Source organism: Prevotella sp. SGI.167 (assembly GCF_050313615.1).
Taxonomy (GTDB): Bacteria; Bacteroidota; Bacteroidia; order Bacteroidales; family Bacteroidaceae; genus Prevotella.
Map to the genome: position 1 here is coordinate 1 of NZ_JBNPLT010000038.1, position 18556 is coordinate 18556.

General features: G+C 35.9%; 20 protein-coding genes. 2 read left to right on the top strand and 18 right to left on the bottom strand.

Translation table 11 applies throughout. The features are described from left to right. The first annotated feature begins 89 nt into the window (after positions 1-89). Together ACQRBJ_RS13885 and ACQRBJ_RS13890 are read left to right on the top strand one after the other, a co-directional pair. Positions 90-581: a type II toxin-antitoxin system VapC family toxin gene (locus ACQRBJ_RS13885; RefSeq protein WP_445303946.1), complete on the top strand. Its 492-nt coding sequence runs from the start codon at positions 90-92 to the stop codon at positions 579-581. 51 nt (positions 582-632) lie between these two features. Further along, positions 633-899: a helix-turn-helix domain-containing protein gene (locus ACQRBJ_RS13890; RefSeq protein ID WP_118153697.1), complete on the top strand. Its 267-nt coding sequence runs from the start codon at positions 633-635 to the stop codon at positions 897-899. Positions 900-917: 18 nt separating this feature from the next. Here ACQRBJ_RS13890 and ACQRBJ_RS13895 read toward each other — a convergent pair whose 3' ends face one another. The 18 genes from ACQRBJ_RS13895 to ACQRBJ_RS13980 all read right to left on the bottom strand — a co-directional run bounded on the left by ACQRBJ_RS13895 (position 918) and on the right by ACQRBJ_RS13980 (position 18551). Beyond that, positions 918-2219: a hypothetical protein gene (locus tag ACQRBJ_RS13895; RefSeq protein WP_445303947.1), complete on the bottom strand. Its 1302-nt coding sequence runs from the start codon at positions 2217-2219 to the stop codon at positions 918-920. After that, positions 2206-3249: a hypothetical protein gene (locus tag ACQRBJ_RS13900; protein ID WP_445303948.1), complete on the bottom strand. Its 1044-nt coding sequence runs from the start codon at positions 3247-3249 to the stop codon at positions 2206-2208. Before ACQRBJ_RS13900 ends, ACQRBJ_RS13895 begins: the two co-directional genes overlap by 14 nt. Before the next feature lie 4 nt (positions 3250-3253). Further along, positions 3254-3985: a phage Gp37/Gp68 family protein gene (locus ACQRBJ_RS13905; protein WP_445303949.1), complete on the bottom strand. Its 732-nt coding sequence runs from the start codon at positions 3983-3985 to the stop codon at positions 3254-3256. A 2-nt stretch (positions 3986-3987) separates the two neighbouring features. Further along, positions 3988-5130: a three-Cys-motif partner protein TcmP gene (tcmP, locus tag ACQRBJ_RS13910; protein WP_445303950.1), complete on the bottom strand. Its 1143-nt coding sequence runs from the start codon at positions 5128-5130 to the stop codon at positions 3988-3990. Positions 5131-5404: 274 nt separating this feature from the next. Further along, on the bottom strand, positions 5405-5791 hold the full coding sequence (locus ACQRBJ_RS13915) for a hypothetical protein (protein ID WP_445303951.1): 387 nt from the start codon (positions 5789-5791) through the stop codon (positions 5405-5407). A gap of 62 nt (positions 5792-5853) precedes the next feature. Next, positions 5854-5982 carry a hypothetical protein gene (locus tag ACQRBJ_RS13920; RefSeq protein ID WP_445303952.1) on the bottom strand — a complete coding sequence of 43 codons (129 nt, stop codon included), beginning with the start codon at positions 5980-5982 and terminating at the stop codon, positions 5854-5856. A 4-nt stretch (positions 5983-5986) separates the two neighbouring features. Continuing rightward, the gene (locus tag ACQRBJ_RS13925) at positions 5987-7234 is read right to left on the bottom strand and encodes a hypothetical protein (RefSeq protein ID WP_445303953.1); all 1248 of its coding nucleotides are present in this window, start codon (positions 7232-7234) and stop codon (positions 5987-5989) included. Positions 7235-7342: 108 nt separating this feature from the next. Beyond that, on the bottom strand, positions 7343-8767 hold the full coding sequence (locus ACQRBJ_RS13930) for a nucleotidyltransferase domain-containing protein (protein ID WP_445303954.1): 1425 nt from the start codon (positions 8765-8767) through the stop codon (positions 7343-7345). Next, positions 8764-9876, bottom strand: coding sequence for a glycosyltransferase family 4 protein (locus ACQRBJ_RS13935; protein WP_445303955.1), 1113 nt, complete (start codon positions 9874-9876; stop codon positions 8764-8766). Before ACQRBJ_RS13935 ends, ACQRBJ_RS13930 begins: the two co-directional genes overlap by 4 nt. Before the next feature lie 82 nt (positions 9877-9958). Next, on the bottom strand, positions 9959-10528 hold the full coding sequence (locus ACQRBJ_RS13940) for an acyltransferase (RefSeq protein WP_445303956.1): 570 nt from the start codon (positions 10526-10528) through the stop codon (positions 9959-9961). A 10-nt stretch (positions 10529-10538) separates the two neighbouring features. Continuing rightward, on the bottom strand, positions 10539-11531 hold the full coding sequence (locus ACQRBJ_RS13945; protein ID WP_445303957.1) for a glycosyltransferase: 993 nt from the start codon (positions 11529-11531) through the stop codon (positions 10539-10541). Further along, positions 11531-12589: a glycosyltransferase family 4 protein gene (locus ACQRBJ_RS13950; protein ID WP_445303958.1), complete on the bottom strand. Its 1059-nt coding sequence runs from the start codon at positions 12587-12589 to the stop codon at positions 11531-11533. Before ACQRBJ_RS13950 ends, ACQRBJ_RS13945 begins: the two co-directional genes overlap by 1 nt. A gap of 12 nt (positions 12590-12601) precedes the next feature. Continuing rightward, complete coding sequence (locus ACQRBJ_RS13955; protein WP_445303959.1) at positions 12602-13642, bottom strand: glycosyltransferase; 1041 nt, start codon at positions 13640-13642, stop codon at positions 12602-12604. Continuing rightward, complete coding sequence (locus ACQRBJ_RS13960) at positions 13643-14794, bottom strand: ATP-grasp domain-containing protein (RefSeq protein ID WP_445303960.1); 1152 nt, start codon at positions 14792-14794, stop codon at positions 13643-13645. Between the two features lie 4 nt (positions 14795-14798). After that, a complete protein-coding gene (locus ACQRBJ_RS13965) occupies positions 14799-16262 on the bottom strand; it encodes a BCCT family transporter (RefSeq protein ID WP_445303961.1) in 1464 nt (487 codons plus the stop codon). A gap of 9 nt (positions 16263-16271) precedes the next feature. Then, on the bottom strand, positions 16272-16928 hold the full coding sequence (locus ACQRBJ_RS13970; RefSeq protein WP_445303962.1) for a hypothetical protein: 657 nt from the start codon (positions 16926-16928) through the stop codon (positions 16272-16274). After that, complete coding sequence (locus tag ACQRBJ_RS13975; RefSeq protein ID WP_445303963.1) at positions 16909-17820, bottom strand: hypothetical protein; 912 nt, start codon at positions 17818-17820, stop codon at positions 16909-16911. Before ACQRBJ_RS13975 ends, ACQRBJ_RS13970 begins: the two co-directional genes overlap by 20 nt. Further along, the gene (locus tag ACQRBJ_RS13980; protein WP_445303964.1) at positions 17817-18551 is read right to left on the bottom strand and encodes a glycosyltransferase family 2 protein; all 735 of its coding nucleotides are present in this window, start codon (positions 18549-18551) and stop codon (positions 17817-17819) included. The genes ACQRBJ_RS13975 and ACQRBJ_RS13980 overlap by 4 nt, the downstream gene beginning before the upstream one ends. Positions 18552-18556 lie beyond the last annotated feature (5 nt).

Consider the following 18556-nt stretch of genomic DNA (forward strand, 5'->3'; position numbering starts at 1 on the left):
CTGTCAAGTGGCTTGATTACAGAATCCAAGGCTGCCGTCTTACTCAATAAGACGACAGAGGAAGTATTACATAATTTCGTTCTTGCCTAATGGAAATAGTAATCAGCGATACCAATATATTCATAGACTTATGGAATATTGGACTTTTGGAACGATTCTGTGAGCTTCCTTTGTCAATCCACACCACCGACTTTATTATCGGTGAGCTAAAGACACAAGGTGTTAAAGATGCGATTGCTCAATTACACCAAGAAGGAAAAATCACAATCAAAACTTTCAAAAGCAATGAGTATGCAGAGATTATGTCACTTCAAGATAAGAATCTCTCTTTCCAAGACTGCACAGTTTTATATTACGCATTGAACGGTGATTATAAACTCTTGACTGGCGATCGTAACCTTCGAGTAATAGCAGAACGGCATGGGCTTCAAGTTTCAGGAATAATATATGTGATGGACGAACTTCTTCACCATGATATACTATCGAAAGAAGAATATATAACCAAGCTTAAAGCCTTGCTGGAGTCCAACCATCGCCTTCCGACCAAGGAGATTATGAAACGAATCGAAGATTCTTTTTGAGAATGTTATGATAACAGACATAGAAAGTGCAACCTTTGAAATTTAAGCATTATGATACAGAACAAATTATTCCGTGATTGCCTCGCTGCGATACCTGCCGAGCAAAAGGCAGAGTTCGATTTGTCTTTCGGTATTGCCGAGCGCATTAGTGAGATTCTGAAAGCCAAGGGTCTCACCCAAAAGGATTTTGCCCGATTGCTCAACAAGCGAGACTCAGAAATCTCCAAATGGCTAACAGGAAGACATAACTTCACAACTCAAACCATTGCTCGTATAGAAACAGCCTTGGGAAGTAAACTCATCAGCATAGCTCATTGATTGAGCTATGCTAACAAATTACATCTGCATCCAATATCTCTTTATCTGCTCTGAATAACCATTCAAAATATACTGATATAACTTATTAGAATTTTTATTTTCCAATTCAACGTCTTCTAAGGAATTACGTTTTATAATTTGCATAAAATAATCTCTTTGATTTCCCCATGAGCACAAAGCTCCTATTATTTGCTCATCAAAAGGCAGTACATTCTCCAAAAAATCAACCCAATCATCATTTGAGACTTGGTTTAACTGTTCTTCTGCAATAGGAACGGCTGCAACAGAACGTCCATATCCATTTCCCATATATACCAACAACAATGCTTTGATACATCGTGCCATAGCAGGCTTTGGGAATATCGTTCCCAATGAAGCAAGTTCTTTTATCACACGAGGTTCTTTATAGAAATTATCATATTCATAATGAACATCTATAAGTTTTTGAGCTATCTCAATAAAGGTATTTGATCTGATATTTTCTGGCACAAAATCAAAACCACCAACTAAAGATAGGGCCGATTTTATCATAACAGCAGACTTCATGTCTCCATCAGAAACCACATCTTTATATAATGCTCCAATTCTCCATTTATCATCACTAGATATTTTATCCCATATCAAAGGAAGTATAACTTTAAAATTATTCAAGGTATGCTCTTGTACTGCTCCATCTTTTGTTTTAATCGAAGAAGCAAGTATTGTGGTTACAGTCCTAACTATAAAGAGGGAAGAATTTACCAATTGTATAAGTTGCGGATCTTTTGCAGGGATATTTTCATCAAATAATCGATTTCTAAAGTTTGAAAAGTCAACAGCAATCTCCATATTAGGTTGACTAAGTATATTTGCGACACAACTTTTTATAATTGTTGTCACTTTCAATGCATCGAGTACAGCCTCCTCTTTAGCAGCCTGTGAAGAAAAATAGAATTGTATAGTTTCAAAAGCTTGGCGTAAATCCAAAGCACCAGCATGACTAATCATACCTAATTGCTCAGCTATAACAATAACATTGTAATCCGTTAAAACTGATTCCATACTTACCTTTATTCCAACTTCTGGACGCTGAATGAGTTCTCCAACAAACTCTTCCCCTAATTCCAAGATATGTTCCCTAAGGTTTGTTATAGCCTTTTTCCAAACATATTCTGCAGCCATATCATAAGCATGACTATTAAAGGCAGCTATAATATTATTTTGTTGCTGTTCAGTCAAATTGGTAGGATTCGAATATGGTACAATTGACTTAACATCCATAACATTTGCTGGAATAACATCTTTACTATCTATCTTCCACAATAATTTATCTTTCTTCATTTCCTTGCTTATTAAATTGAATTAAACCTTCTTGCGTTTTCATTAAGACAGCAAAAATTGCATCTTCTGAAACCAACTTTTTAAATGCTTTAGTCCTTGCACCTCCAACAATTTGATTTTCGGTCATAGTTTTGTTATCTACAATTAAATGATAACCAATTAATTTGCCATCATTTGTAAACAAACAGATGCCATCATGATTAAGCATTGCCTGTACCAAACAAGACACTTTCTTCAAAAGTTCATGAGCAGTAATATCTTTGTCAGCATTTCTAAAATGAATATAATACTCATATAAATCAATAGGTTCTTTAACAAGAAGCACCCCATCGGAAAAGATATCAGGAACTTTAATTTCACCTTCATGCACATCTAAAACTGCGACTAAATTTCCATGTCCTATTTGCAAAGCATAACCTATCATTTTTTCCAAGAAATAACAAAAATGTGAGTCATTACGTATTTCGCCAATCGTCTCACACAAATCATGAATATAGCATCCTTCACTATCTTCCACCCCATTAAGGGATAAAGAAACAGCATAAGGTTCTTTACCACTAGCAGGCACAAACTCAACCGTTTTAGCCCCAATATTATGAAGAAGAATAAAACGATGTTCATTGTCTTCTGACAATTTCAATTGCTCCAAAAGGGATAAACTCGTTATCTTTTGTTCACCATTAACTACGCCCCATCTTATTCCATCATCATTAACCTCCATAAATATACACCAGCCTTCATTACAAAGAGGTGCACACATTTTTATAGCTTTTGCCAACGACCTTGGTAATAATTCACCCCGATAAAATTCGTAGCTTATAAAAAATGGTATTTCCGAAATATTATTGGTTAATAATACTTCGGGATAAAGATGTTCTCCTTCTTCATAATAATCGGACAAAGAATTCACTATGGAAACTAATTCATTTACCAGAATTGGGTTCTTATCCGGATTTTTCTGTGAAAACCCATTGTTCAACAGAAATGTTCCAATTTCAGAAGAAACTGTTTTTCTCAATGATGTAGCCATATTATTATTCAAACTTAGGAAGTTCTTGAATTATTTTACCTTGTAACAATTTGCCATTAACATGTTTATTGCGTTTTATTCCATCTGCCCCCCAAGTTCCCCATTGCTTAAAGAAAAAAGGAATATTCATAGTTTCAGCTTGTTGCTTAACATTTAAAACCCAATCCTCCTTCATGGGCCTTGCCTGCATGCCACTTTCACCACCAACTATAATCCAATTAATGCCATCCAAATCCATTTTTCCCAAGTCCTCAACCAAAGGTTCACAGGATAAGAATTTAACGGAAGCATTGAGCTTTCGGATTAAGTCTATCCTAGGTATCGACGACTTGCATTCTACGGTTACTCCAAGCCAGGCATTGTGCGGAATAGGATGATTAGAGAAATATACAGCCATTCTATCTGCTCGTTTTGTTAGAAGTTGATAACGATGCTGAGGGGTCTTCTCTATCGTTTTCATAACTCTATCAATAAAATCGTCAGGTACTTTCTCATGAAACAGATCACCCATAGAGCAAACGAATATCATTTGTGGTTTATGCCATTTTAATGGTTCATTCAAACTTTCCTCATGAGTTGTTACATGAAACCCATTGCTATACTTAATTTGTCCCATAGCCTTAAGTCGTCGGGCCATCACTTCTGCATAACAATGCTTACATCCCTCAGACACCTTACTACACCCAGTAACAGGATTCCAACTTTTATTAGTCCATTCTATTTTTGAATTTGCCATCACTAAAAATCAAGAATACAGTCTTTAGAAATAAGAACAGTCACCTCGTGCTTTTTATTATCAGTAAATACTGCATGAATTTTACCATCAAAAACTAACTTTCTAAGAGCCTTTGTATAATGGCTCAAACAATATTTTGTATTGACCTGATCCTTTTTAAATAAAGATAAGGCATCAATATGATTCCCCTTATATTTTTTATATAGTTCTTCTGCAAGTTTGTCTATGTTTTCAGTTGTATCATCAAACAATAGCGAACTACTCATACCTACAGATCTAGGGTTGAAAGTATAGGTGTGTATGCCATCAAAAACTGTTCCAACATTTGCAAAATCATTATAAATGGTTTTGACAAGTTCATACCCTTTTGCACCTTTCGTAAGATGAATAATAAAATGACTAGTTGTAGCCATATCTTCCTCTTGAAATTGAAAAGCCGTATAATAAACTTTCTTTTTTAGGATTAAGTTAAATTCTCGCCCTAACATATCTACAATGTAAGCTAGTCGAGAAAGCACAGTATTCTGGCTAGCTTTTCCTAAACGCACTTCATTATAAGAAAGTGGAAAAATATCTTTGATGTATTGCACAAACAATTGGTTATCCATGGCAGGATTAATTCTCTTAGTATTCAGAAACAAGAAAATTTCGTTGCCCCAATTATTCAAAAATTCTGCCAACACCTTTGTTTTAATACCTTTATATCCAAAGGGATCAAAAAATAATAATGCAGGACTCGTATTTTTACCATTTTGCATAGTATTTTTCTGTAAATACTCCTCTACACTATCACATTCCCCAATTATTCGATCTGCAAAGAAAGGTTCATGTCCAAAAGTTCCTCTCGGATATTTTTCCAAAAAGTTTTTTTCAAGAATTTCTTTGTAATTTTTATCATTAAACTGCATTCTGACAATAGCTCTCAACCTATCATCGCGATAACATTCTGCAGCAATCATAAGAGGAGTTGACACATGTCCATCATCATAGATTCCTGGACCAGAGAACAAATCAATATACCTAATCTCCTTTTGAGGATTCTTAAGCAATATTTTGCAATATTGTGGGAAATATGAAGACACTATTTTTGCCTTCACGTAAGAAGAAGGACTTTGAGAACTAAAGAAATCACTATTCTTTTCCATTTCAAAATGTTTTATCTATACATATTAACCTTAGTAAATCACCGATGCTACCTTTATCAAATACTTCACACACTTACTCAATTTCTGAAAAGGCGTAATTGGAGAATTCATAACTTGAAATGCAAACGAAGAATATTGATATTTTATAAAAGTGTTGCCACAAACTAAATCAAGCATTTTCAATGAGTATTCAAGCCATGTTCTAACCATTGCCTCATTAAGATATTGGTTCCCCATAAGAGAAGTTCCCTCCTGGATAACTCTATAAATTCCATTATTCATGTTTACCTCCTTTCTTTTGAGCATGAATCAAATTATTATGGTATTCAGTTGTCAAGAAGTCTTCTTCTTTATTTTGTTTTCTTTTCTTGATACTGATACCAAATCCTTCGAAACTATCAAACATAGGAAATATAATCAATACTAGCCAAAATAGGAAAATAAGATTATTGCCATTAAAATCTTCAGTAAACGACAAGTCTATGCAAATCTTGAAATTTACTAAAACATAAATCGTTGTTGCAAGGAAGACCAGCATATACCAGTAATCCACCAAGCGATTACGAATGCTCACGCCAAGAGACTTCAAACATTTCCATAGATTACCAATGCCAAAACGACACAAATGACCTATCAATCCACCTACCAGCAAAGCTGCCATGCAAATACCCAAATTTCAATATACATAGTTATTACTTATTTAATGAAACAGTTTTAAGCAGATCATCTTTCTAACTTTGTTTTAGAAAGACTTTTTTCCACTTCATTGATTAAAGAATCAACAATACATTTTGTTATCTCATCAATTTGCTTCTGTTCTTGAACTTCAGCAAGATTCAAAATATTAACCATACCTTTAACTCCTAAAATAATTATCAAAAAACATCTGATTTAACTCTGGTTTGAAATAGTGCTTACGTTTTTTCCATACAAAACCATCCCCTTTAGATATAATGGCAACATCAATAGGACCACCGACTCCCTCTTCCGACATAGTAATACGCCGATTCAAGTGAGTTATAGAAATTAAACTTTCAACAAGTTCTGCCATATCTTCTTTGTCTAATATGCCTAAAGAACTCATCAAAGGCGCTATTGACGTTTCTCTAATGATATTATCCAATGTTGCACCCAATGTAGCAACCAGTTTACCTTCATCAATTGCCGAATTTATAATATCTTTAGAGAATTGAGTATCAACATTATTTATCATCAGATTTTTCAATTGAGAAGTAAAATTTCCAAAAATATCATATAAAGCTTTTTTCAGGTTGTCATTGATTCCATTTATGAAAGTATTGATTATATCAGTTTGCCCAAATCTACAAATTGACGCAGAATTATCTTCTGTAATACCAGCAGAAATATAACTGTTGTAACGAAAATATTCATAAAATCCCCAATATAAACACACAGAACGAAGAGAAGGAAATATTTCTTTATCCCCATACCCTACAACTACAATCTGTGTTTCATTAGCGAAATTACTATTCCCATGAGCTACAAATTTAGCAAAAGCCTTAATAAAGAGTCTTTTCAGAGGAGCATTATCTCCAAATACATCTTCATGTTTAGCTATTATTTTTGCGCAATGTCCCTTGATGGATTGAACGAAGTCTTTTTCTAGAAAATTCTGAAATGAAGTACAATTCTCACAAGAATTCACAACAATACTATTTAGCTGCAGAATAAATTCGTTTAGAAATAAACTTTTCTTTTCATTTGCAGTATTTGCTGCTATCTTTAAGATCAGCGTATAGAAATTTTCTATCTCGTTCTCCATATTTGCATTTTGCATTTCTGCAGAACAAAAATAATGGTTATTCTTAATAAACCCTAGAAAATCAGATAAATATTCAGAAATCGTTGCAAAACATCTATCTTTCAATTGCTTTCTATACAATTTTACAATAACCTCTATAGGAGTACTCATAAAATTAGCATTACCACAAAACATGATTCCAACAGGGTGATACTTAGATAGAGCAAAAACTTTGTTTGCACTATTTATAACCTTATGCCCATAGGGAGTTGTTACAGTTATTGCACTATCTGCCGCTATTACAACAGCGTGCTTATTCATTACTGATACTAATGCTGTCATACGTATATTATTTTAAAGTTTCATATTCTAAGAATCGGCTACTAAATTCTTTCACAAAAAAGTAGCTTCATTAAAAAGGAGATAAGGAGCCATTCGCCCGATATATCGTTATTTCTTATTCTTTACCCTCCAGAAGAAGTGCCAAGTTCTAAACAAAGGCTCACTCATAGCCTCAGCAGGAAAATACTTCACGAGTCTTATATCCCGATACACCCTTTGGAGATTATGTCCAAGCTGTGACCTTCCAAACCGATTCCGGGCATCATGCTTTCCGAAATTCCCGGCTTCCAGCACCTCATTCAGTACAAACCTACCATACTTCTCATTCGGAGGAACAATAAGGCGAGAGGCAGGCATGCCGAACACCTCCTGCATGATATACATGATACCCCCGGCAAACTTCCACAATCCCAACTCCTTCAATTCCTTCTGCACCCTATCAATAGCTGCAGAAGAATTGGCAGCAAAAGAAGAGCGAGCAGCAGTAGCAGAAGTGTCAGTAGAAGTAGAAGCAGTTGCAGAAGTCATATCCCCAATAGCATCCCGGCGGTCCCATCCCGCACAATTTGGCGAGACCTTTGATGGTCCGCCAACCTTAGAGCGTAGCGGTTCCGAGCGACGAGGAGGAGCGGTTACATCCCCTGTCCCCTGAGGTTTCTGTCCCCCGGAAACGGGGGAACCGAAGGGGGTGTAAAGACCATTGGAAAGGGGCTTGGGGAAAGCGGTGGAGCCTCCCTTAAGGGTAAGGGAGGACGGGTGGGTTTTCGAAAAATTTTGATAGACTTTATAAAAGTCGCAAAGAACATAGTAGTAATCAAGAAGCTGCCTTAACCCAATCCCCTCATTCATCAGATGCGAGAAGATATGAGTCAACTGGAAGATGAGATTGAATTCCACTGTCGGAATCGCAATCTCCCCTTGCTCCCCCAACATCACTCGATGCGAGAACTGCTCCTCCTTCACCCTCTCATAATATTTCTGAAGCTTTCTGTTATGCCAGAAGCACAGCAGGAAGCTAGGCCGATAATGCACTTCAACCTCCACACCCTTATACGATGGGAACTCGATGTGGTGATAGCACGCCTTTTCATGAGGCGAGATAGAGCGTACAAAGGAGATAACCCGTTTATCTCCACCTTCCACCCAGATATCAATATCGCCAGGAGTCCGGGAATAAGGATTCGGATACATTAATGCATTTCCCTGCCCTTTCAAGATACAGGTTCTGAATCCCTTTTTCCGGAACCACTCAGAAACCTGGATGGCAGCATCGTTCAGGCGCACATTCGCTTTCTCCAACATCTGGCTTTCCGCCATCCATTGGAGTAGCAACTCCTTCTTCATCCCTACATGTTCAGCAGGCAACTTCTTGATACCATCAAAGAGAACACCCACCAGACATTGCTTCTGGGCGATAGCATATAGCTCCTTCCAATCCACCTCCTTCAAAGAACCAGGAATTTCCTTGGCAGAACCAATGCAGAATCGCAAGAAATCAAAGAATATCTGATGTTGCTTTGATACTATCATCATTTCTTCAACCTTTGATACACTCCTCCTACTTCATCAGCAATCTGGTCCCAATCATACTTGCTCATGTCGTAATCCACATGCTGCAATGGAGTCTCGATAATCTTTCCGAGTTTTTCAGAAAGTTCATCCACGTTTCCACAATGGAAGTAATCATCCTTTGGCAAGCCAACCTCCAGATTCGCAGGAATATCGCTCACTATTACCTTTACCCCATAGCTCATCGCCTCCAACAGAGCAATCGGCAAACCTTCGTGCGAAGATGGAAGACAATAGCAGCGGCAATTCGTCAACAACGAATGAAGCTTTCTGCCTTTGATAAAGCCAGTAAGCACCACACCATTCTCCCTTGCCATCTGCTTCAATCCCAACGAATACTCATCCTCGAAATCCGTATCGCCTGCTAACACTAACTTTATATCCGTGGAATCCGTGAGATCCGTGTGCGTCTTTTTCCATTTCACGAACGCTTCCACCAGATGATGCAGGTTCTTCTCAGGCACAAATCTGCACATACCCAGGATATACTTGCCTTTCTCTATCCCCAATTCCTTGAAATATTCAGGATAGTCGCAGATTTCAGGCTCAGAAACACCATTATATATAAGGTGTACATTCTTCGTCCTTCCATATTTACGGGCAATGAGGTTCTTGATGACATTCGAGATGACGATGACATCATCGGCAAACATGCAGCCCATACGCTCACCCATCTTCAGGATTGTCTTGGCAGCAAATCCCCACTTGTCCCTGTCATAGTCAGGACCATGATGCGTAAACACCACCTTCATACCTAGCAATTTGGCGTATGGCACCAGCAAGGCAGGACCGATGGCATGGATATGCAATACATCAGCGCCCAACTTCTTCGCCTCATTGATGGCACGGAAAGTATGGATGATGGCCTCGAAACTCTTTTTCTTAGGAGAAGGAATCGTCACCAGTTTCACACCTTTCCATTCATGCAAGTCATCCTTCACATAGTTCGAGCGACGAATCAGCGTTACATCATAACCACGCTCCACCATTCTAGGGAACAATTCCTCACAATGCGTCTCCACGCCACCCATGATATTCGGGATACCACGAGTACCTGTTACAACTATTTTCATAAAAACTAGAGATTTTCAAAATAAAAGTATTACCTTTATAGGTATGAATAAGATTTTCAAACCATATCAAAGATTCAAATATTTAAAATTTAGCCCAACAATTCTTGTCAAAATCGTATTGCTTGATTACTCGACATGGACTTCCAACAGCAACAGAATAAGCAGGTATATCATGTGTAACAACCGAGTTAGCTCCTACTACAGCATTCTTACCGATATGTACATTACCTACTATCACCACATTAGTACCAATCCACGCGCCATCTTCTATCCAGACATTAGGCTCCCCATTATCCTTAGGAACAAAGCGGTTTCCTTGGTTCATGATAGGTATTTCTGGATTTGAAAACTCATGATTAAAATCTGCTATAAATATATGAGGACCTGTCAAAACCGAACGACCAATTCTAACAAATCCTAAACTAGCAATTCTAGAGTACATACTAATTTCTGAGTCCTCACCTATTTCTATAATACCTTTTCCTAATGTCACCAACATAGCTTGAGGCATTATCTTAACCCCTTTAGATAGCTTGATTTTTGCCCCCCCCACAAGTTTTGAACCAAGTCCTACATACACACCTTTTGAGTATCTAACGCCAGCGATTCGGCAATACAACAGCCCAAGTAAGTTTTTAATAAAACTTTTCATAACCAAAAGATTAAACTATTGAACCAACTTTTTCTCCCAAACTTTTGAGCGAAAAATCATGCTTAAAAGAATATATTTCATTTTTAGATAGCATATCATAAAAATCGCTATCATTATATATTTTTTTGATCGCTTCTATCCAAAGCTTCTTTTCATTAGCTAAAATCAGTCCTGTCTTCCCATCTTCTATATAGTCATAAATTGTACAATTATTAGTAACAATAATTGGCTTTCCTAATTGCATTGCCTGCAAAAGCATAAGCTGACCTGACGATATATTCAAATCCTGTAGAGGAATAACTACCATTTTGCAATTATAAAGATACTTGTACATCTCTTCACCATATACATTATGAAGAATTTCAATATTAGCACCATGCGCAATATCCCCTCCCCAAGCTATCTTCAATTTATATTCTGTTTGGTCAAGAACGGAAACAAGGAAATCATAATCACGATTACTTGCTCCTGCCGTGAAAATATATTCTTCCTCCAACAAATGTTTATCATATACCAATCCCGTTTCTATTGGGGCTATACATAAAGGAAAACTATGGATTTTACCCTTCAAGAAAGGAAAACATTTTAGATAAAACTCTTTTTCACTTTGAGAGAAAACGATGATGTTTTTTAAATTTGAGGATTTCAAAGAATAACCAATGAATGCTTTATATAGTTTTCCTATCAATCCTAATCGCTCTTTATAGATAAAAGTCATAATACTGACCTCCATCTTTTTATGCCCAAACAATCTATCATAAAATAAGAACATGACCCCATAAAATTGTTGCCATGCGATGATTTTACTGACTTTTTTAAATAAGCGAATTCTCAAAGGAAAAAAAATATAATTCCATAAGCGGCGATAGAAAGGAATACGCAAACGTCCCTCTCTATAAGCGACGGTCCATTTTTGGCCAGAACTAGCCTCAAGTCCTTTCAATAAAGGCCACTCCTTGTCTATTGGCATATCTACTAAAAAAAAGTTTCTATTATCTGCCATTATATTAAATCCAAATATCGTTTAAGAAAAATGTCAACTCCAAAATTATCAGCTAAAATCTCTTTAGACTTTTTCCCCATATTTTCCCTTAAATCATTTGCCTCTAGCAATTTCTTTAATCTTAAAGAAAGAGTATGCACATCACCCGTTTTACATAAGAATCCGTTTACTTTTTCCTTCACCAAGCAATAATTATCTCCTACATCTGTGCATACTACAGGAAGATTAGCATTCATACCCTCCATGATAGAATTACTAGTTCCCTCAAACAAAGAGGTAGACAGATATATATCAGCATCATATTCCAACTGAGGAATATTATTCGGATTAATCAAGATTTCTGTAAAACTTCCTACCTTATATGCATTCACCCACTGCCTTACCTGACTTTCCAATTCACCATATCCAACAATTATAAATTTAAACATTATTGTAGGACACATGTCTTTTAATCCAGCAATGCAAGCGATTGCAGTCTCATAGTCTTTCTGCTTGACAAATCTTCCTACCGTTATAATTTTTATAACCGAAGATTGTTTTTTAGGAGAATAAGGCAAAATATTATCAAAGCAATTAGGGATAACTAATATTTTATCTTCCTTAAAACCTTTTGATATAAAATGCTTTTTACCTGAATAGCAATTACAAACAGCCGCAGTAGCAACATAGTTGCAGACAATTTTGTCAACCAGCTGCTTAAGATAAGGAAGACGAGCATTTCGTAAACCGGTATAAATCTTTCTGGTCTTAGCTATTTTTCCAATTGTAACAGCTAAAAGATTTGCCATGGTTAAATATGAAAAAATCACATCTATGTGATTTGCTTTTAAGTATTGCACCATGGCAAAGAAACGAAGCACGTAATTGCCATCAAATATTTTTATCTTGACACGTGGATCTTCCTTTAACAAATTCAAATATTTATCATGAATTTTCTTTCCATTGAAAATAACATAATGCACCTTACAATCATTAGCCAATATCTTTGCCAATAAAACCGATTGTTTTTCAGCTCCACCGCTTGTTAGGTTCTTAACAAATACAACAACCTCTTTCATTACTACTAAAATTTATGACTTATTCAATATTCGTTTATACTCTGCCAGATATGTTTGGGCTGTATGAGAAATATCAAAATTAGAAATTGCATAATCTCTAGCTTCTTTCAAGCGTTTTCGATTACATCCATCACTCTTTATCTGTAGGATACTATCAGCAAGGCTCCTTGGATTATCTGTTTCAAAGTACTTGCCATATTTCCCTTGCCCTATCACTTCCATAGTTCCTGGAACGTTGCTCACAAGAACAGGAACACCAGCAACCATCGCTTCTGCGACTGTCAAGCCGAATCCTTCAGAAATAGATGGTTGTATCAAAAGGTCATAGTTACATAAGTTATCATAAATAAACTTTCTTGTATGTCCCCCTAAAAAACGGACATGCTCTTCAAGATGATATTTACGAACTAATCCTACTAGATATTTATATGACGACCCATCTCCTATAAAGTCAACAGATATTATTTTTTCCTTCATCTCATTAACTATTATATTCATAGCTTCAATCAGTATATGCTGACCTTTATGAGGATGATACAATCGTCCTATTTGCACAATCTGCATAGTTCCACTTGCTGAATTATCTGCCTTAACTTTAATATCTTCAACTCTTATGCCATTTTCTACAACAACAGACTCAAATCCTTGTCCTCTAGTATATTCCTGCACAGCTTTAGATATAGCATACAATGCCTTATATATTTTATACTCAGAAGGCTCTGAATGAGCGTTATGAATGGTAAAGACTTTAGGGGATGGGTAAAGTGAGACTTTACCCAATCCCCCACCATGAACATGGATGATATCTGGCTTTATCTTAAAAAGCCAGTAATTCAGCTTTATCAAAGGAAGAGGATTCTTTGTACCAGCTTTTCGTCCACAACAAAGAACATTGCATTTCTTATCCAGGTTTCCTATTAATTCAGAATCAACCGAATCATTCATAACAATCAAAGAAACCAAAGCATGCTTAACTTGCTCATTTATTATATCCACCAACATGGTTTCAACCCCACCAGTTGACAAGCTCCAAATCAAATGAACTACTCTCATCTATTTCTTTGAAATTTTTCGTTTGATTATTTGCAACAATTCAGAGAAGAAAGGAATTTTATCCTTTGAATTGTATAACAAGCAACAATCTACTTGATGAAATTGCTTTAGCCACTTACATAAAGAAATATCATGATAATACTTTTTACAATCACGTAAATCAGCAAGTTCTTCCATTACATCAAACTTTTCTTTATATGTAAATCCATCAAAACTAATATTTCCTTCTAAGGTAGAAATCGCCCATCTGAAAGGTAAATTAAAACCGCCATAAGTAAATGCATAACTCCAACCTGAATTTCTGAAATTTACTTCTAGGAAATAATTATTTCCTTTCTTATCAACTAAAAACTCGATACAAAATATACCCGTAAAATGTGTTTTTTTTATCAATTTTTTTATTTTCTCCGTCAATTCTTCATCTTTAAAAGGAAAGAAATACATATAATTACCATAACTATCAATTGGAAAGCGATAATAATGACAGGCGTAAGGCATAAAGATTTCTTGACCACCATTGATACTTATTCCATCGATACAGAGCTCATTATCTTTCTTAATAAATTCTTGAACTAGAATCTTGTTCGACTTCATTGTACGATAAGCCGCTTTCAACTCTTCTTCATTCTCACAAATGTGTGCTTCATCTTTCCATGCTCCGCCATTTGCTGAAGTTACAGCTTTTGTGAAAACAGGATAATTCAACTTAGATGGCATGTCACCAACATTGAGTAATTCTTCATTCGGAATTAACAATTCACATTCTACTGCTGCTTGAGTAATATCATACTTTTGCAAAAACTTCTTAATTTTCCCTTGACCATTCGTAAAGTAAAACTTATCCTTTAACTCTTCATAATGCTGATCTAACAACAATGTTATGTTATCACTTCCATTATAAATAAAAGGTTTAAGAGTTTCGTTGCCATAGTGAGTTATCAAGTAGTCATACCCCTCTTCGATAGTATCGAATCTATGCAATTCTCCAATATACTTGCTTTTATTTACCAAATGAGGGTGCTCAGAACAAAGCAAAACGATGGGTTTAATACCCTCTTCACCTAAACTTCTTACAATACCCAATGGGTTGTAATGATCTTCTACAAGACAAATATGCTTGTGCTTAAAAACTTCATGATTTTTGCTTATCATATTTTTAACTATTTGATTTTTTCAATGTATATAAGAAATAACACATACCTGCAAAAATAATCGTGATGACGATAACGCCTAAGATTACTGATGCCATTTGTACTAACGCCAATCCTCCACAGGCAAATAACACCATGGCACAGAAACATTGGGTCATACTCCATGACACTTTTCCTATTGTCCAAGCCTCTTCATCTGGTGTAAGCAATGTTGCCACGACAAAAGAACTGGAATCTGACGAAGTAATAAAGAACAAGCATATTGTTATCAATACTACTGCTGACATAAAGAGATAAGCGACATGACTCGTTGTTATGTTTTCTATAAAAATAAACAATGAAGTTGTAATGTCATTTTGCATGGCAGGAAATATAAGGTCCTTGATTTCTGTTCCTATGGTTCCATATACACCAAACCACAACATGGTTACCAATGATGGTAATATCAAAACACCAAGAATAAATTCTCTTATACTTCTACCTTTAGATATCTTTGCAACAAAAACGGATACAAAAGCTGCCCAAGCAGCATACCACATTTGATAAAAAACCGCCCAAGAAGCAGCCCAATCATCAGATTTTGGATTAAAATAATCGTTATAAAAAATATAATTTCCAAAGAAGGTTACAAGCCCCTTTCCTATATAAGATCCATAATTTGTTACAGAATGAGTAATATAGGCAAATAAGATAACCAGTAAAACTAAAATTCCAACAAGGATGGTAGAAGAATTGGATAGCCATTTTACACCTCTTTTCAAACCTGAGTTTACGGACCATGTTGCAATCAGGCAAATTCCCATCATCAGAATATAAGGATTGGCATTCACATGAAACACATATTTAAATCCACCACATAACTGTGCCACGCCCAATCCTAAAGATGTACAAAGACCTGCAATAATACCTAGCGCCATTACTATGTCGATAGCTCGACGCAAGACATAACTAAAGCGGATAGGAAAGATCGAACTGATTTTTAGTTCTCGCCCTTTGTTAAAATGAAAATATGCTATAATAAGTCCCAACATTGCATATAATCCCCAGGCATTAAAAGTCCAATCATATAATGTTAAGGAATAAGCGATAGATTCTGGAGATCCAGATACCCATCCTACATAAGGATTACTATGTAAATGAAACAAAGACTCCTGACAATAGAACATGATTCCGATACCCATTCCTGCCATGAACAAACAGGAGAACCAGGAGAAATTGCTATACTCGGGCTTTGCATCCTTGCCGCCTAGTTTTATTTTTCCATACTTCGATACTGCAAGAATCACCAGAATCAGAAGGAACAGACAGCATAAGGAACCAACATAACCTCTAACGGCTATACATGTTTGCTTAAAAAATAAGCCGAAAGCTTCTGAATCTAATCCAATAAATGCAATAACGGCTAAGAGTAGCACTATCAATGCAAAAGCAATGATAGAACAAATGTTCTTTTTTAATTTACTAATCATTTTACGAAACTATATAGTTACATCAAAACCTGCGACTATTCTTGGGTGAGAATCAAAAAGATTATCAGTCCACAGATACAAATTATATTTCTTTACACTATAGTATGCACCAACAGCCATATCCATATCTTCATCCATCTTCCAAGAATGAATTTCCCCTAACATAGGAGTAATGCTACTCTGTTTGCCTACTTTAAAGCAATGACCTAAATATATCCATTGCTTTATTGTATTGGGCGCTCCATCATTAACTCCCCACCACGTATTCGCACACCAGAAGGTATTTCCATCTTTGGTAATATTACCATTTAAATACAACGCAGAGGTAAGATACGAAAACTTAAAATTATCTGAAAGATTGAATGATGGGGTAACTTGAACACCAACATTAAAGTTTTTTGATAAACTGACTCCATATCTCATCAAAGCTCCCCAATAGCTGTTACCATTGCTGGTATACAAGTCTAGACCTGTAGCCAGGGAATTACTTAATCCATACTGAAAAGTAGTATAGGTTTCCTGAGAATTAATACCAGGTCGAGCTTTCATTGATGTATATGCATACATCTTGCCTAAACCGACAGTCTTAGCGAAATATGGAATTTGGGCACTTGCACAAGAAGTCGCCACTAAAAATAAAATTAAACTAATGAATCTTGATCTCATAATATTCTTTTAATGTACAACCTTTATATCCTAATTCACTCACGTACTTAAAGAATGATTCCATCTCCAAATACATCTTTTCTATAGAATCCTCTGTTCTGAAATATGGGCTTCCTCCTGGCATCATTTCTGCAGAATGAATCATAAATTCCAAATAATCAGTTTGAGTTTCTTTACTTACTACATCAACAACTTTCTTCATCGCAGAATAAGATTCCAAAGCTGGACGCAACCATACTGGCTCGCCCTTAACTAAAGTTTTCATACGATGTTTTAAACTTCCACTTAGAGCATGATGCATAAAACGCAAAGTTGGGGGGACCTCCAACACCTTACCAATATTGTGCACTTGGTTAGGAACATTCGTATAGTCACTACCACCTTGTGTACTACCCATAGATTTACTCCAATCAACAGAAGGGGTATGAGAACAATCTACCAAGATACCATATTCTTCAAGTATACGAAAATATCTATCATCCATTGCCCATCTACCAGCACGATGCGAGACTGGCTTAATACCAAATCTATCAGTTATCATTTTGTAAATAAAATCAAACTTTTTCCTCATCACATCATCAGAATACTCAATCAAATAAGGATTGCCATCATATTTTGCAGGTAATTCTACCAATGGGGGATTATTCCATGCATGGAGATGAACTCCTATTTCACAATTTCCTTTATCCAGCCATTTTTTTGCTTCTGTCACAAAGGTATCCGAAGAAGCCATTTCATAATTGGTCAAATAAACAGGTTTAAAACCATATTTCTCACATAAAGATTGAAAGCGAGGCAAATATTTAGCGTTCTCTGTACCTATAGGAGTTCCTTTTTTATATTCCCATAAATTATCTCCCTCTGTATCAACTGTTATAATAAAATGTTTCATGACTTAATTGTTTTGCGTATCTTACGAACCAAAGTTCTCTTAGCTTTAATAATTTTGAAATATAAAGTATTCTCTATACCGCAAATGCGAGCTTCTTCAGTAAGCTGAAGCATACGATGGCTTTCAGAAAATCCAAATCGGCCCTCGCAAATAGTTACAGAAATCGGTACATAGTTAAACTTTGCACCATTCTTATAACAAGTAACCATCATATTATAGTCTGCACAACATCTGAAAGACAAATCAAACGGGTATTTCTTTGCCCAGCTTGAACGTACAAAAACAGACTGATGGCTAAATCCCATGCCATGAAGCCTTTTAGTAGATAAATAAAAAGGTCCCCAAGGCTTCATGTACTTCAGTCCAGAAGCATATACTACTTGTCCATCTCCATATAATATGTCTGTATCATCCCATTGTTTAGAAAAGATGCGTTTTAGAACATCTTTACCGTCAAAGACATCACCAACATTTTGGAAGATAATCCAATCTCCTGTTGCTGCACAGATTCCCTTATTCATTGCATCGTATATGCCTTTATCTGGTTCTGATACAAAATAGGCAAACTGCTCTTTATACTTGTTTAATAATTCGCAGGTACCATCCTTGCTAGCACCATCTATAACAATCACTTCATAATCAGGATAATCCAAAGATAAAGCATCCTTGATTGTCTTTTCTACTTCATTTACACAATTATATGTAACTGTAATTATTGAAATTTTATTCATAAAAT

Coding starts and splice junctions, on each gene's coding strand:
- ACQRBJ_RS13895 (WP_445303947.1), bottom strand. CDS start 2,219: ATGAAGAAAGATAAATTATTGTGGAAGATAGATAGTAAAGATGTTATT.
- ACQRBJ_RS13900 (WP_445303948.1), bottom strand. CDS start 3,249: ATGGCTACATCATTGAGAAAAACAGTTTCTTCTGAAATTGGAACATTT.
- ACQRBJ_RS13980 (WP_445303964.1), bottom strand. CDS start 18,551: ATGAATAAAATTTCAATAATTACAGTTACATATAATTGTGTAAATGAA.
- ACQRBJ_RS13965 (WP_445303961.1), bottom strand. CDS start 16,262: ATGATTAGTAAATTAAAAAAGAACATTTGTTCTATCATTGCTTTTGCA.
- ACQRBJ_RS13970 (WP_445303962.1), bottom strand. CDS start 16,928: ATGAGATCAAGATTCATTAGTTTAATTTTATTTTTAGTGGCGACTTCT.
- ACQRBJ_RS13930 (WP_445303954.1), bottom strand. CDS start 8,767: ATGATGATAGTATCAAAGCAACATCAGATATTCTTTGATTTCTTGCGA.
- ACQRBJ_RS13935 (WP_445303955.1), bottom strand. CDS start 9,876: ATGAAAATAGTTGTAACAGGTACTCGTGGTATCCCGAATATCATGGGT.
- ACQRBJ_RS13915 (WP_445303951.1), bottom strand. CDS start 5,791: ATGGCAGCTTTGCTGGTAGGTGGATTGATAGGTCATTTGTGTCGTTTT.
- ACQRBJ_RS13925 (WP_445303953.1), bottom strand. CDS start 7,234: ATGACAGCATTAGTATCAGTAATGAATAAGCACGCTGTTGTAATAGCG.
- ACQRBJ_RS13975 (WP_445303963.1), bottom strand. CDS start 17,820: ATGAAACATTTTATTATAACAGTTGATACAGAGGGAGATAATTTATGG.
- ACQRBJ_RS13940 (WP_445303956.1), bottom strand. CDS start 10,528: ATGAAAAGTTTTATTAAAAACTTACTTGGGCTGTTGTATTGCCGAATC.
- ACQRBJ_RS13920 (WP_445303952.1), bottom strand. CDS start 5,982: ATGGTTAATATTTTGAATCTTGCTGAAGTTCAAGAACAGAAGCAAATT.
- ACQRBJ_RS13955 (WP_445303959.1), bottom strand. CDS start 13,642: ATGAGAGTAGTTCATTTGATTTGGAGCTTGTCAACTGGTGGGGTTGAA.
- tcmP (WP_445303950.1), bottom strand. CDS start 5,130: ATGGAAAAGAATAGTGATTTCTTTAGTTCTCAAAGTCCTTCTTCTTAC.
- ACQRBJ_RS13945 (WP_445303957.1), bottom strand. CDS start 11,531: ATGGCAGATAATAGAAACTTTTTTTTAGTAGATATGCCAATAGACAAG.
- ACQRBJ_RS13960 (WP_445303960.1), bottom strand. CDS start 14,794: ATGATAAGCAAAAATCATGAAGTTTTTAAGCACAAGCATATTTGTCTT.
- ACQRBJ_RS13885 (WP_445303946.1), top strand. CDS start 90: ATGGAAATAGTAATCAGCGATACCAATATATTCATAGACTTATGGAAT.
- ACQRBJ_RS13950 (WP_445303958.1), bottom strand. CDS start 12,589: ATGAAAGAGGTTGTTGTATTTGTTAAGAACCTAACAAGCGGTGGAGCT.
- ACQRBJ_RS13905 (WP_445303949.1), bottom strand. CDS start 3,985: ATGGCAAATTCAAAAATAGAATGGACTAATAAAAGTTGGAATCCTGTT.
- ACQRBJ_RS13890 (WP_118153697.1), top strand. CDS start 633: ATGATACAGAACAAATTATTCCGTGATTGCCTCGCTGCGATACCTGCC.